The 15,860-nt window shown below is 51.7% G+C and carries 8 protein-coding genes; 2 read left to right on the top strand and 6 right to left on the bottom strand.

What is annotated here, in order from left to right:
* Positions 1–83: 83 nt before the first annotated feature.
* The 3 genes from mutS to OGX83_RS18280 all read right to left on the bottom strand — a co-directional run bounded on the left by mutS (position 84) and on the right by OGX83_RS18280 (position 4,155).
* Positions 84–2,651: a DNA mismatch repair protein MutS gene (gene mutS / locus OGX83_RS18290; protein ID WP_286588838.1), complete on the bottom strand. Its 2,568-nt coding sequence runs from the start codon at positions 2,649–2,651 to the stop codon at positions 84–86.
* A gap of 206 nt (positions 2,652–2,857) precedes the next feature.
* Positions 2,858–3,370, bottom strand: a complete 513-nt coding sequence (locus OGX83_RS18285) for a YqeJ family protein (RefSeq protein ID WP_286588836.1) — start codon at positions 3,368–3,370, stop codon at positions 2,858–2,860.
* On the bottom strand, positions 3,370–4,155 hold the full coding sequence (locus OGX83_RS18280) for a winged helix-turn-helix domain-containing protein (protein ID WP_286588834.1): 786 nt from the start codon (positions 4,153–4,155) through the stop codon (positions 3,370–3,372). The genes OGX83_RS18285 and OGX83_RS18280 overlap by 1 nt, the downstream gene beginning before the upstream one ends.
* 455 nt (positions 4,156–4,610) lie before the next feature.
* On the opposite strand from OGX83_RS18280, the gene OGX83_RS18275 reads away from it, so the two are divergent.
* Positions 4,611–5,216, top strand: coding sequence for a helix-turn-helix domain-containing protein (locus OGX83_RS18275; protein WP_008785664.1), 606 nt, complete (start codon positions 4,611–4,613; stop codon positions 5,214–5,216).
* A gap of 41 nt (positions 5,217–5,257) precedes the next feature.
* Here the strand turns inward: OGX83_RS18275 and OGX83_RS18270 are convergent, their stop codons facing one another.
* From OGX83_RS18270 to OGX83_RS18260, 3 genes are all read right to left on the bottom strand, one after another.
* Entirely contained in the window at positions 5,258–6,631 is a 1,374-nt protein-coding gene (locus OGX83_RS18270) for an HlyD family type I secretion periplasmic adaptor subunit (RefSeq protein WP_053069349.1), read from the bottom strand.
* Positions 6,618–8,810, bottom strand: a complete 2,193-nt coding sequence (locus tag OGX83_RS18265) for a type I secretion system permease/ATPase (protein WP_233899583.1) — start codon at positions 8,808–8,810, stop codon at positions 6,618–6,620. The genes OGX83_RS18270 and OGX83_RS18265 overlap by 14 nt, the downstream gene beginning before the upstream one ends.
* Before the next feature lie 89 nt (positions 8,811–8,899).
* Complete coding sequence (locus tag OGX83_RS18260) at positions 8,900–10,243, bottom strand: TolC family outer membrane protein (RefSeq protein ID WP_057068072.1); 1,344 nt, start codon at positions 10,241–10,243, stop codon at positions 8,900–8,902.
* Positions 10,244–10,575: 332 nt separating this feature from the next.
* On the opposite strand from OGX83_RS18260, the gene OGX83_RS18255 reads away from it, so the two are divergent.
* The coding region (locus tag OGX83_RS18255; RefSeq protein ID WP_286588827.1) for a retention module-containing protein at positions 10,576–15,860 on the top strand (5,285 nt) is incomplete at its 3' end.

Genomic DNA, 15,860 nt, shown 5'->3' with positions numbered 1-15,860 from the left:
CGGGTGCGGCTTTGCCTTACCCGGCCTACATATAGTGATATTTTATAGGCCCGATAAGCGTATCACCATCGGGCATTACGGCGTTACACCAGACTCTTCAACCGGTAGATCCACTCCAGCGCCTGGCGAGGCGTTAGCGAATCCGGGTCGAGATTTTCCAGTGCTTCAACGGCGGGCGACGTTTCTTCCGGAGCTGACAGGAGCGACATCTGTGTGCCGTCGACCTGAGTTGCAGCAACATTCGGCGCGATGCTTTCCAGTTCGCGAAGTTTTTGCCGCGCGCGTTTAATAACCTCTTTTGGTACACCTGCCAGGGCAGCTACCGCCAGACCATAGCTCTTGCTCGCCGCACCATCCTGTACGCTGTGCATGAAGGCGATGGTATCGCCGTGCTCTAACGCATCAAGATGCACATTTGCTACGCCTTCCATTTTCTCCGGTAACTGAGTCAGTTCGAAGTAGTGGGTGGCAAACAACGTTAATGCTTTGATTTTATTGGCCAGATTTTCCGCGCACGCCCACGCCAGCGACAGGCCGTCGTAGGTGGAGGTGCCGCGTCCAATCTCATCCATCAGCACCAGGCTGTTCTCGGTGGCGTTATGCAGAATGTTGGCGGTTTCGGTCATTTCTACCATGAAGGTAGAACGACCGGAGGCCAGATCATCCGCCGCGCCCACGCGGGTAAAGATGCGGTCGATAGGCCCGATCTCCACTTTCTGCGCCGGAACGTAGCTGCCGATGTAGGCCAGCAGCGCAATTAACGCAGTCTGGCGCATATAGGTACTTTTACCCCCCATGTTCGGGCCGGTGATAATCAGCATCCGTCGCTGAGGCGAGAGGTTAAGTGGGTTGGCGATAAACGGCTCGGTCAGCACCTGTTCAACCACCGGATGACGTCCCTCGGTAATACGAATACCAGGCTTGTCGGTGAAGGTCGGGCAGGTGTAATTCAGGGTATAAGCGCGTTCCGCAAGGTTGACCAGTACGTCCAGTTCTGCCAGCGCGCTGGCGCTTTGTTGCAAATCAGCCAGGTGCGGCAGCAGCATATCGAACAGCTCATCGTACAGCTGTTTTTCCAGCGCCAGCGCTTTGCCTTTTGATGTCAGAACTTTGTTTTCGTACTCTTTCAGCTCCGGAATAATGTAGCGTTCGGCGTTTTTCAGCGTCTGGCGACGCACATAGTTAATCGGCGCCAGATGACTTTGCCCGCGACTGATCTGAATGTAGTAGCCGTGAACGGCGTTAAACCCAACTTTCAGCGTATCCAGACCGGTGCGCTCGCGCTCACGAATTTCCAGTCTGTCCAGATAGTCAGTTGCGCCATCAGCCAGCGCTCGCCACTCGTCCAGTTCTTCGTTATAGCCGGGGGCGATGACGCCACCGTCGCGAACCAGCACAGGTGGAGCTTCCACTACGGCACGTTCCAGCAGTTCACGCAGCTCAGCAAACTCACCCATTTTCTCGCGCAGCATCTGTACGGGGGCACTGTCTACGCTTTCCAGTTGTGCGCGCAGTTCCGGTAATTGCTGGAATGCATGACGCATACGGGCCAGATCGCGCGGACGCGCGGTACGCAGGGCCAGACGTGCCAGGATACGTTCAAGATCGCCGACCTGACGCAGCACGGGTTGCAATTCACCGGTGGAATCCTGTAGCGCGCCGATGGTCTGTTGACGCTCAGTGAGGACTTTGGTGTCGCGGACCGGCATATGCAGCCAGCGCTTGAGCATACGGCTGCCCATCGGCGTCACGGTGCAGTCGAGTACTGAAGCCAGCGTGTTTTCAACGCCGCCCGCCAGGTTCTGGGTAATTTCCAGATTGCGGCGCGTGGCGGCATCCATAATGATGCTGTCCTGCTGACGTTCCATGGTGATGGAACGAATATGCGGCAGCGAGGTACGCTGGGTATCTTTTACGTATTGCAGCAGGCAGCCAGCCGCGCATAATCCACGCGGGGCGTTTTCTACGCCAAAGCCAATCAGATCCCGCGTGCCAAACTGCAGGTTTAGCTGCTGGCGAGCGGTATCGATTTCAAATTCCCATAGTGGACGACGACGTAATCCGCGACGTCCCTCAATCAGTGAGGTTTCAGCGAAATCTTCGGCATACAACAGTTCAGCGGGATTGGTGCGCTGCAATTCTGCGGCCATGGTCTCGCGGTCGGCGGGTTCGCTAACACGAAAACGCCCGGAGCTGATATCCAGCGTGGCGTAACCATAACCTTTACTGTCCTGCCAGATAGCGGCCAGCAGGTTGTCCTGGCGTTCCTGTAACAGCGCTTCATCACTGATGGTGCCTGGCGTGACGATACGCACCACTTTGCGCTCGACCGGACCTTTGCTGGTCGCCGGATCGCCAATCTGTTCACAAATAGCGACGGATTCACCCTGGTTGACCAGCTTGGCGAGGTAGTTTTCTACCGCATGGTGAGGAATGCCCGCCATCGGGATTGGCTCGCCCGCAGACGCGCCGCGTTTGGTCAGGGAGATATCAAGCAGCTGAGACGCACGTTTCGCATCGTCATAAAACAGTTCGTAAAAGTCGCCCATGCGGTAAAACAACAGTATCTCCGGGTGCTGGGCTTTCAGCTTGAGATACTGCTGCATCATTGGGGTGTGGTTCGTGAAGTCCGTATCAAGTGACTCTTTCATATCGCTTTTGCTCTTTTTTTAATCTTTTTGGGGACCTGGGCAGTCTCACGTGAGCCCCTGGAAACTCACATAAACCCACAAATTTGTCATTCGAAAGCCGCCTGATGGGCAGTAACGACGAGCGTTGGCTCTACCTGAATGGTCTATCTTATCACCGACAACGACCGAGATTCATCCGTAGGTTTTACCGCCAGGGTGCTGACGGATTATTGATTTTCCGGCAAAGCATAATTCTGGCAGTACAGATAGGGGATCCCCTCTTTGGTAATCAGGTATGTCTCGCTGTTCAGTGCAAAAAAATCGACGTTGGATACGCTGGTGTTGGTCAGGAAAAAATCGGGGAGGAGTTCCTGAATAAGGCTGGCGGGAGCTGTTTCGCGATTGGAAATTTGGATTTTCTGTGAAATCCAAACCGGGCTTGAGCCGTAGCTGGATTGTGTAAAAAGTACCATGCGTTGCACGGTTTGCTCATTATTTTCGGCATCTTTGATAATACCATCAATATTCACAATACCTTTACTGCCCCCGGTTTTAATATCAATAATCCCTCGGAACGAGCTTGTATTGCGTACAATTTCGATCGCAGAGCGGCAGGTGAGATCATGTAACTCGCCATTGTTCTTACTGTACCGATAGACGACAGTAAGAATAAGCGCAGCAAAACAAAGCAGCAGGATAATACCTGTCTGGATGCGGGACGTTCGGGAATATAAGTTCATTAGCTATCATACCGTGGGTAATATACCGACTGACAGGCATTTTCTTGCCTGGCTTTTATCGGTGAGCGACACACCAGTACGGACAGTTTCTTAGACTCAGGATAGGTCGTGATATAGATAAATTTATGGCTCTGACACAGTCCTGGGTTTTTGTCGATAAACGCGGTATGCCGGGAGAAATTACTGGCATCGTTATTGAAATAATACTGACAGCCAGTGGGTGCTTTATCCGCAGTGATATAGCCGGAGAAATAATCATCGCTGGCTTGCCACGGATATAATATAAGCACACAAATTATCAGGGTAAGTGCCAACATTACTCTTTCTGCAGCCGTTATCAAAGGTTGGCGCGGTGTGTCAGCCAAAAATTCCTCAATGGTGGCATCTGGCGCTAAGGATTCTTCAGCAGAAGCAGAGTTCTCCTCCGGTGTTTCAATGACCTGAATATCAAACTCTTCCTGAATGATCAGCCCTTTGCGGGGGATCGTTGTGATCAGCGGTTGTTCAAGCTCCAGCTGCAGTAAGCTTTTACGCAACGAGAGAATGCTTTGATAAAAGGCGTTGAAACTCACCTGCCGGTGATTTTTACCCCAACCGAATTCCAGCAATTCGTTTTGAGAAACCACTTGCCCGCGATGTTGAATAAGTAATAAAAGACATAGCGACGCTGAGTGTTTGAGTTTTATCCGCTGATTGGGGTGATCTACCCGCGCCAGACATTGTGTGGCTGGCGTAAATATTATTCTATTTTCAATCAGATAACTGACATTGCCAGTCTCAGACATATTGTCTCTACTCTTGATGATGCGTCTGGTGGTTGTTTAGTCATGATACCACTGAGCCTATAAAGACCACCAGCATGGACCTGATTCCACAGCGAGAACCGCGAAGTGTTGCAATTTGGTATCATGATATAACAAGAATGATAACTTTTTAATGAAAATAAAACCCATTAAAATCAATTGATTGTATCTTTTTGGCTACTCTGCAAAGAACAGAAAGATGAAAAAATGTCGACAAAGATGATTGCCATTAATTCTTTATGGACAGCGCCATATACTGCCTGACACCACCACGCGAAAACAGCATGAACCTTAACGCGTCAATGGCACCAGGGAATGCCGGTGGTAGATGTAGATGGGAATAAATGTCAGCTTGTTTGCGAGCTGACATTTATTTTTAGTGCCGAGTAAATTTAACCATCTTTTTGACTAAGCCATAATTTGCGGTAGAGAGTCCCATGTTCCAGAAAGAAATTGAAAATGCTGTAGTGCTCGTTGGCGATGAAATGAAGAAGTCGGATAATGCCTGGCTGTCGTTACGTAAAAAACGTCAGCGTATTGATTTGAAGACCGATGGACAAATCTTATTTCTGGAGAAAGGGACTGTCTCTGTTTATCGTGTGGAAAACGATTTAGTCACCGTGAGTATTTCTGCACCTGCTATTCTCGGCCTGCCACAAATGCGTACGGAAGTGGCTGGCCACTATTTGCGTTGTGATACCGATTGTGAAATGTGGGCGATGAGCGTACAAAATGCCGATCACCTGTTTACGACCAAAAACTTATGGAAGCAGGCGTTTGATATCTTAACGCATCATCTTCAACGTTATTTTCAGCGTGAAGCGTTGCAGTCGCACCGTACTATTCGTGAGCAGATTATTGAACACGTAAAATATATCTGGTCGATGGAGCCAGAGGTTCGCGAGAAAACATCCGTGTATACTTTTATTTTGACCCGTAACCATATTTCACGTAGTGCTATCCATAAGGTGTTACAGGAGCTGGTTAATGACGGGAAAATCACCCTGAATCGTGGAAAGCTCTCTTTTTGCACGCCGTTATAAATTCATGCGCTCCCCGGCAAAATGTAAGGGAGCGCAACCGATCAACGTTCTCTGAGTGCTTCCGCGCGTGCGCGAATAATCGGTTTTAACAGGTAGCTCAGAATCGTTTTCTTGCCGGTGAGAATATCGACGCTCGCCACCATGCCGGGAATGATCAGCATCGGATGCTCTTTTGTTCCCAGGTAATTTTTATCCGTCTGCAAACGCACAATATAAAAGCTTCGCCCCTGCTTATCGGTAACGGTGTCCGGGCTTATCTGCACTACTTCGCCTTGCAGACCGCCATAGATGGTGTAATCGTAAGCGGTAAATTTCACCATCGCATGTTGACCCGGATGGAGGAAGGCGATATCGCGCGGCTGGATTTTGGCTTCGATTAACAGTTTGTCATCCAGCGGAACGATTTCCACCAGATCGCTGCCCGGTTGAATGACGCCGCCGATAGTATTCACCATCACCTGCTGGACGATACCCCGCACCGGTGAGGTGACCATGGTACGGTTCACCCGATCCTCCAGTGCTTTAACGCTTGCCTGGGTTTTACTCAGATTGGTGCGAGCTTCATTGAGTTGGGCCAGCGCATCGCTCTGGAAACGGCCACGGCTTTCACCGATTTTATTCTCAATCTCTTTAATTTCTGACGTAGCCTTGGGCAGCGACAGGCTAATAGAATTGAGCTGCCCGGCGGTTTCCACTTCGGTACGACGCAGTCGCAACAGTTCGACTTTTGAAATGGCGCCTGAAGCGAGCAGCGGCTCGGACATTTTGATTTCCTGACGGATTAACCCGAGGCTGTGCTTAAACTGATCCTCCTTTGACTCAAAGTCGCGCAGTTCCTGTTTTTTCTGCACCAGCTGTTCTTCGAGCCCGGAAATTTCGTTGTGAAATTGTTCCCGGCGGCTGTTGTACAGCTCGGTTTCTCCCCGGGCGACTTCCGGCGCCTGGCTGGCTATCTCGGGTGAAATCACAAAGTCCCGGTTTTCAACTTCCGCCGTCAGGCGTTCTACCTTGGCGCGCAGACCGAGTTTGTCGGCTTCAGTTTCACCCACGTTGGAGGCGAAGCGCGTGTCATCGAGGTGCAGTAGTGGAGTTCCGGCGTTAACGATTTGCCCTTCATGCACGTACAGCTCGGTGACAATGCCCCCTTCCAGGTTCTGGATTTTTTGCAGTTTTGATGAAGGGATCGCTTTGCCTTCACCGCGTGTCACTTCATCAATTTTTGCAAAACCAGCCCAGATGAAGGACAGCACCACCAGCGCGAGGATCACCCACAACGTCAGTCGTATCACTCTTGGGGCGTCATCAATTATGGCCTGACTGACCTCATTAATACTGTCGGTTTGATTTTCATCACGACCGCGAAAATAGTGCTGCATATAGCTGCGGGCACGAGTCAGGAGATCAGCGAGACGCATTAATTTGCCCCTTTTTCAACGCATCCATCACTACCCCTTTCGGACCGTCTGCGATGATGCGACCTTTATCAACAATAATCAGACGGTCAACCAGCGACAGCATGGAAGCGCGGTGCGTGACCAGTAATAACGTTTTTCCCGCAATACAGGGGGCCAGCGCGTGTTTGATCTTCTCTTCGCTGGTGTTGTCCATCGAACTGGTGGGTTCATCCAGTAGCAGGAGAGGGGGATCAAGCAACAGTGCGCGCGCGAGCGCCACCGCCTGCCGTTGCCCACCGGAAAGCTGGGAGCCGCGTTCGCCGACCTGCAGGTTATAGCCGTCGGGATGCAGGCGTGCGAATTCGTTGACGCCAGCCAGTTCTGCCGCTCGCAGCATGGTTTCGTCATCGACATAGCGCGCTCCGCACAGCAGGTTATCGCGCAGCGTGCCGTTGAATAGCTGGATGTCCTGTGGCACGTAGCCGATGCTGTGGCGCAGATCGTTCACATCCAGCTGGCGAGAGTCGATACCATCGATCAGCAGGTTCCCGGCGCTCGGCTGGTATAAATTGACGATTAGTTTACTCAACGAACTTTTACCGGAACCGCTGCGCCCGATAATGCCGATGCGCTCACCGGGCTGAATGGTCAGGTTAATTTTGTGCAGCGACAGGTTTTGTTGCTCCGGATAGCTGAAATCCACATCGCGAAATTCAATACTGCCCTGTAACTGTTCACGCTTGAGTGGGTTTTCATCCGCACGGCGCTCCTGCGTCAGCGACATCATTTTCTCAGTGTTTTTGATGGTCAGTTTCGCCTGCTGATAGCGGGCGATAAGGCCAGTGAGCTGACCCAGCGGCATGAGTGCCCGGCCGTTAAGCATGTAGCAGGCGATCAAGCCACCCATACTCAGTTTGCCGTCGATAATCATGTACACCCCGACGATGATCATCACCACGCCTGAAATTTGCTGGAACCAGCCGGTAAGGTTGCTGGCCAGGCTGGACAAGGTTTTCACCCGCAGTTCGAGACGGCTCAGGCTGCCCAGCGTTTGTTCCCACTGGAACTGGCGTTCGCTTTGGGCATTATTCACTTTGATGGCATCCAGACTGCTCAGGGTTTCAATCAGTAGTGCCTGACGTTCGCTGGCGAGGCTCATGGTTTTTGCCACCGCAGCGTTGACCGGCTTTTGTAGTGCCCAACTGCACAATAGGGCAATCGGTAATGTCAGTACCGGGATCCATGCCAGCGCGCCGCCGATAATGCCAATAACAACCAGCAGTAACAGGGTGAAGGGCAAATCGATAATTGTCGTCAAAGTGAGGGATGAGAGGAAATCACGCAGTGACTGAAACTCGTGAATGTTTTGTGCAAAGCTGCCCACGCGTGCCGGGCGCTCTTTCATCTCCATACCGACAATGCGCTCAAACAGGGTCGAAGAGATGATGAGATCGCTTTTCTTACCTGCAATATCAAGGCAGATACCGCGCAGCATTTTTAAAATCAGATCAAAGACAAAAGCCAGGCAGATGCCGACTGCCAGCACCCATAATGTGACCGTTGCCTGGTTTGGCACGACGCGGTCATACACATTCATGGTAAAGAGCGGTGTGCCGAGCGCAATCAGGTTGATTAACAGACTGGCCAATACCGCATCCATATACAGAAAACGTGACAGCTTCAGCGTGTCTTTAAACCAGGATTTGGTGCGCGGCAAAAAGGCCTCTGCCTGCAAATCGAATTCGTGGCGCGGATGCGCAAAAATGACTTTGCCCGCATAGTTTTGCTCAAGCGTGGCAGCATCAACGCAAATTTCCCCACCTTCGCTTTCGCTGGGCATAAAACGGGCGCTACCGTCATCGTTCCAGGCCAACAACACCCCGGTTCCCCCTGCATTCAATAACAAGACAGCAGGCAGAGACATTGCCGGAATTTTATCGAGCGTGCGCGTGACGACTCGCGCCTTTAAACCGGCCCTTGCCGCTGCGCGTGGAAATATATTCAGCGTGAGCCGATCGTTTTCTAATGGCAGGCCACTGCTTAATGTTGAACGACTCGCCGGTTTACCGTGCAGAGAACACAGAATCAGTAAGCTATCTAATAACGGGTCGTCATTATGGCTACGTGGGTCGTGATGTTGAGAATTAGGACGAGCGTAATTCTCAGGGACGTCATTTAATAATTCGGCTTGTGCACTCATTTTCGCAACCATTCTGACCGTGCACGGTTAAATAATAGCAAGCTAATTATAAGCGTGCAGGTCAGGGATTTATTGGGGATTAATAATTATTAATGAAGTTCCGGTAAGCTATTTTCTTCTGCTGAATCTACCGGTTGCCCCGAAGGCGGCGGTGTGATTTTTAGAATATTCATTAATTCCCCGGTGCGTTCGCTAATACGATAGCCACTGGTCATGGCCAGATAACGTAATTCAACAAGACGGCGTTTAGAGGAGAACACTTCATTTTCACTATCGAGTAAATCCAGCAGCGTACGCTCGCCAAGACTAAATTGATCCTGATAAGCCGTGCGCACTTTGACGCTGCGGTCGGCATATTCTTCCGCCGAAGGAAGCTGGGCGCGAGCGTTTTGCAGTGCGGTCCAGGCCAGGCGTAGCTCCTGATTCAGCTGGCGCAGCGTGTTATTACGTACATCCTGAGCCTGCTTGTGCAGATAAGCGCGGGAGTTCATGTTGGCTTTGTCGCTGCCGCCCTGGTACAGGTTGTAATGCAGTTTGACCATCGCTTCCCACTCTTCGGTGTGTGCGCTGGTGGTATCGGTGTTGTTGCTAATCCCTCGGGAAAGCTCAACGTCCACACGTGGATAGAAGGTTGATTTCGACGCTTCATACTGCTGGTGCGCAGCTTCGATGTCCGCATTGGCAGACTTCAGTAATGGATTATTTTTTTCCATCCGACTTTTGGCATCTTCCAGCGAGGTTGGCAGCTGAGAGTCAATGCTTTCTGGCTGGCTTAAGCCCTGCGGATCCATGCCCGTCACGCTGACAAAGGTGGTTTTCGCGTCTTCAAGGTTAGTCTGCTCGGTCAGCAGGTTGTTTCGCGCCTGCGCCAGACGCGCTTCGGCCTGCATAAAATCCCCGGAGCGCCCAACGCCCTGATCGGTACGCAGTTTTATCTGGTCGTAAATGCGCTCGTGGTTCGCCAGATCGTCTTCAGCAAGGCGAACAAACTCTTCGCGTTGCAGCACGTCGAAATAGGCCTGAATCACCGCATAAGCGGTGCTTTCACTGGTGTTCATCACACCATAGGCGCGTGAGTCAACGGTCGCTTTTTGTCGCGCCACTTCGCTGTTGGTCGCAAAGCCGTTAAACACATTCTGCTCGAGGCTGATAGTCGCCTCGTTAGGTGATTGAGTCAGACCGTTATTGCGTCCTGCAGCGCGGGTAGTTGCATCATCAACATTTTTGCGCCCGGCCTCGGCATTTAAATTCAGTGATGGCAAATAGCCACCTTGTGCCGCCCGCAGATCTTGCTCCGAGGAATAACGGCTATTTATTGCAGCATTAACTTCAGGATGATTCGCTAATGCATCTTTAACGGTATTTTGTAAGTCTTCTGCGTTTACTGCATTTATTGAAAAACATGAAAGCAGAAAAACTAAAAACTTCTTCATGACATGAATGCCCTATATCTCACGGTTATGACATCCAGGTGTCGTCGCTATCATCCATTTTTACAAACACGTTATATTAATTAACAAATATGAATTGTCTTAATTGATGACTGTAATCAGCTATTCAGCGACATGTTTTGTCACATCGTGTTTTATTTTTGGTTATTTTTTATTATATTCATTTGTCAGTCAAGTCTCATGTAATTGCATTCTATAAAATGTGTTTTTTTCTACATTGAGATATTAATGTTTACATTAATTGAATGTGATATTTGTTCGTTAATATATTAACGAGTTTATAAAAATAATGATGGTAATTAAGTGAGGTTACGGTGAGCAAATTACTCGGTGTGATCAAAGCAATTATTGGACAGGTTTACGTAGTTGATGCCAATGGTGCACAACGACTGGTTCATGAAGGCGACAGGGTATATAGCGGTGAAGAAATTGTGACCGGTGCCAGCGGCGCGGTAAGTATCTCTTTACCAGACGGAAAAACGCTGGATATAGGCCGTAATAGCCATTGGGGTGAGCACGGGTTACAGGTTAGCCATCATCCGGAAAGTAGTGCTCAGGATATTGCCGCCGCACAAAAGGCCATTGCCGATGGCGCTGACCCGACGCAGGTGCTGGAAGCCACCGCGGCGGGTAATGAAGCACCGGTAACATTAGAAGGTGGCGGCGGGGGGCACACTCTGGTTCAGCTTGAATTGACCGGGCAGGTGGTTGATCCGACAGCAGGTTTTAACACCAAAGGTCTGGGAAGCCCGAACTGGGATATCAATCTGCCGATAGGGGGAGTTACCGCAGGTTCCGCGAGTGTTTTCCCGCCTGAGGTACAAATTACCGAGTTTGCCGGCAACGACGGTTTCATTAACAAAAGCGAATTCCATCAGACCCATTTAAGCGGCACCAGTAATCAAAATCACATCACACTCACCTTCACCGATAGCCAAAAAAACACATTCACCGTTACTGTTCCGGTGAGCAACGGGCACTGGAATATTGATACCGATCTGGGGGGACTGGTCCCGGGAAATGTAACAGTGGTGGCAATAGCCACCGATGTGACGGGACGGACGGCAGAAAGTTTTGATCATGCGCTGATTGATATTACCGGACCACACATCGACATTACCGTTGATAATGTCACGCCGGATAACCTCATTAACTACGAAGAGTCACGTCAGCCGCAAACCCTGATCCACGGGTCGGTCGGCGGCGACACTAAACCCGGCGATATCGTTACTTTATTGGTTGATGGTAAAGAATATACCGGTGTTGTTACCGACCCCGGAAATGGGACTCTGACTTATACCATCCCGGTACTGACCCAGGGGTTACTGCATGACCCGAACATCCACGCCACGTTAACCTCTACTGACGACGCAGGAAATACCACCATTGTTTCCACGGATCATCATGTCGATAACGACCTGTATGCGCAAAATGCCGTGACCATTGAAACGGTGGCGAATGATGATGTCGTCAACGCTAATGAGTTTCGTATGCCGACCATTATTTCTGGCATTGCCAGCGGTGATGCGAAAGCGGGTGATCCGGTCACGTTGACCATTCAGGGCAAAGCGTTTCACGGTACGGTTTTCGACGATCATGGCCAGCTACGCTATGAAATCGTTGTGCCTTCCGCAACCCTCAACGAGGGGGCTAACGATGTGCAGGTGACGCTGGTAAGCCATGACGCGGTAGGTAATGAAGCCACTGCTGTGACGCACCGCACCGTGGTGCTGGACACCCAGGCACATAACGTCCTCACGATTGATGATGTCACGACAGATAACACCCTGAATCGTGCTGAGCTGTATATGCGTAACCAGGTGATTTCCGGAACCGTCAGCGGGGAAGACGCGAAAGCGGGCGACCCGGTACTGGTAGAGATCAACGGTCACCAGTACAACGGTCAGATCATCGATCTCGGCAATAGCACGCTGGGCTATCGTATTGCGGTGAACGCTGCCGATTTTGCCAACAACGTTGCAAAAGTCGATGGTTATATGGACGTGAAGGTAACGGTCACCTCTCACGATGCGGCGGGCAACCTGGCGATTGCCACCGATACCCACAGCGTGCATATCGATAACTTCGCGGAAAACACGGTGCATATCGACACCGTCGCGAACGACAATGTGGTTAACGCCATTGAAAACCGCATGACGACGCTGATTAGCGGCGTGGCAGGCGGCGATGCGGCGGTCAATGATGCCGTGACCGTCCGCGTGCAGGGTCAGGACTTTACCGGAACGGTGGTCGATGTTAACGGCGAGCTGCGCTATGAAATCGCGGTGCCGGTCGGCACGCTGCGCGAAGGTAAAAATGATGTGCAGGTGACGCTGGTCAGCCATGATGCCGCGGGCAACGAAGTGACTGCGCTGGCGCACCGTACCGTGGTGCTGGACACTAAAGCGCATAACACCGTCAATATTCATGATGTCACCGCCGACAACACCCTGAACTTTACTGAGTTGTCGGCGGCGAAGCAGACGATTACCGGAAACGTGCGCGGGGAAGATGCGAAAGCGGGCGACCCGGTTCTGGTGGAGATTAACGGCCACCAGTATCACGGCCAGGTGATTGATACCGGGAAAAATACCCTCGGTTATCGCATCGAGGTGGATTCTGCGGCGTTCTCTGACAACGTCGGTCATGTGCTGAAAGAGGTGACGGTCCATGTCAGCATCACCTCCCACGATGCGGCGGGCAATCTGGCGATTGCCACCAGCAGCCACGAAGTGCATGTCGACAACTTCGCGGAAAACACGGTACATATCGATACCGTCGCGAACGACAATGTGGTCAACGCCATTGAAAACCGCATGACCACGCTGATAAGCGGCGTGGCAGGCGGCGATGCCAAAGCGGGCGATGCTGTGACCGTCAGCGTGCGGGGGCAGGGTTTTACCGGAACGGTGGTCGATGATAACGGCGAACTGCGCTACGAAGTGGCGGTGCCGGTCGGCACGCTGAAGGAAGGTAAAAATGCGGTGGTGGTGACGCTGGTCAGCCACGATGCGGTGGGTAACGAAGTGACCGCGCTGGCGCACCGTACCGTGGTGCTGGACACTAAAGCGCATAACACCGTCAATATTCATGATGTCACTGCCGATAACACCCTTAACTTTACTGAGCTGTCGGCGGCGAAGCAGGTGATTACCGGAAACGTGCGCGGGGAAGACGCGAAAGCGGGCGACCCGGTGCTGGTAGAGATTAACGGCCACCAGTATCACGGCCAGGTGATTGATACCGGGAAAAATACCCTCGGTTATCGCATCGAGGTGGATTCTGCAGCGTTCTCTGACAACGTCGGTCATGTGCTGAAAGAGGTGACGGTCCATGTCAGCGTCACCTCCCACGATGCGGCGGGCAACCTGGCTATTGCCACCAGCAGCCATGATGTGCATATCGACAACTTCGCGGAAAACACGGTACATATCGATACCGTCGCGGGTGATGACCTTATTAATATTAAGGAGTTTTCCGCGAACGGCGGCTTTACGCAGATCGCCGGTACCGTAACCGGCGTGGATGCGAAGGTGGGGGATGCGGTTACCCTGGCACTGAAGGGCGGCGAGGTGATTCACAGTGTGGTTATCGCGCTGGCGGGCGGTGGACTGGGCTATAGCATCCCGGTAAATAGCCATAAGCTGGTAACTCATCCGGAATTTACGGTTTCTGTTACCTCTACGGATCCGGCAGGGAACAGCATCACGCATTCTGAAACCAAAACCATCAGCGCCGATCTGTATACACAGTCGTATATCACCATTGATGACGTGACGGCTGATAACTTTATCAACATCAAGGAATCGACGGACAATCACGGCAAGACCACCATCAGTGGCACGGTGAGCGGAGATGCAAAAGAGCATGACACCGTTCAGCTGGTGATTAATGGTCAACACTATTCGGGGGAAGTGGAGAAGCTGGCGAACGGCAATCTGGTCTACCATATCCCGGTGGATACCCAGAACCTGGTCAACAACCCGGTGATTCATGCCAGCATCCATACCACGGACGAGCATGGCAACGAAATGACGGCGGTGACGAAACACCACGTTGGGCTGGATCTGGACGCCAGCGCCTCTATCGGCATCGATACCGTCGCAAGTGATGACATTATCAGTAAAGCCGAGTCCAACCTGCATAAGACGATCATCACGGGGCCGGTTGGCGGCGATGCGCAGAAAGATGATGTTGTCACCTTAACCTTCAATGGCAAAACCTATAGCGGCAAGGTTATTGAACTCTCTAACCACTCGCTGGGCTACAGCATTGAAGTCAGCACCGATAATCTGAAAGATGGCAGCGACCAGAAGGTCCATGTCTCCATTTCAACCGTCGATGAACACGGTAACCCGTCAACGGTAACGCACGACCATATGGTGCATATCGATCTGCACGCGGAAGCGAGCATTACGATTGATAAGGTGACCGCCGATAACACCCTGAACCATAGCGAACTGAATATGGCTCAGCAACTCATCACCGGCACCGTCGATGGTGATGCGAAGCTTCACGACGTTGTCAGCCTTGAGATCAATGGCCACACGTTTACGGGTGAAGTCATTACGCTGAATAACGGTCAACTGGGCTACCAAATCCCGGTCGACTCGTCGGCGTTCAGCAACAACCAGGGCCACCAGGATAAAAACGTCAACATCAAGGCGACGGTTGTCTCGCATGATGCGGTAGGCAACGAAGTGACGGCGATCAGCAACTACAGCGTGCATATCGACAACTTTGCGGTAAACCAGGTGCATATTGGTACCATTGCCGGTGATGACGTTATTAATATCAAGGAGTTTTCCGCAAACGGCGGTATCACGCAGATCGCCGGTACCGTCACCGGCGTGGATGCGGCGGCCGGGGATGTGGTGGAGTTGCAGCTGGATGGCGTCCCGGTGATGCAAGGCGTTGTTGTCACGCTGGCGGGCGGCAAGCTGGGCTATAGCTTCCCGATGAATACCCATATGCTGATGAGTCATCCGGAAATTACCATTTCGGTCACCTCCAGCGATGCGGCAGGGAACAGCGTCACGCATTCTGCGACGAAAACCATTAGCGCTGATATGTACACCCAATCGCATATCACCATTGATGGCGTGACGGATGATAACTTCATCAACATCAAAGAATCGACGGACCATAACGGTAAGACCACCATCAGCGGCACGGTAAGCGGCGATGCGAAAGAGTACGATACCGTTGAGCTGGTGATTAATGGTCAGCACTACTCAGGCACGGTGGAGAAGCTGGCGAACGGTGGCCTCGGCTATCATATCCCGGTGGACACCCAGAACCTGGTCAACGATCCGGTGATTCATGCGAGCATTCACACCACGGATAGTCATGGTAACGAAACCACGGCAACCGCGGATCGTACCGTGGGTCTGGATCTGGACGCCAGCGCCTCTATCGGCATCGATACCGTCGCAAGTGATGACATTATCAGTAAAGCCGAGTCCGACCTGCATAAGACGATCATCACGGGGCCGGTTGGCGGCGATGCGCAGAAAGACGATGTTGTCACCTTAACCTTCAATGGCAAAACCTATAGCGGCAAGGTTATTGAACTCTCTAACCACTCGCTGGGCTACAG

The sequence above is a fragment of the Citrobacter sp. Cpo074 genome (assembly GCF_030332745.1).
Classification (GTDB): domain Bacteria; phylum Pseudomonadota; class Gammaproteobacteria; order Enterobacterales; family Enterobacteriaceae; genus Citrobacter; species Citrobacter portucalensis.
The sequence above is the reverse complement of the archived record's forward strand: the minus strand, read 5'-3'. Positions and strand labels throughout refer to the sequence as shown.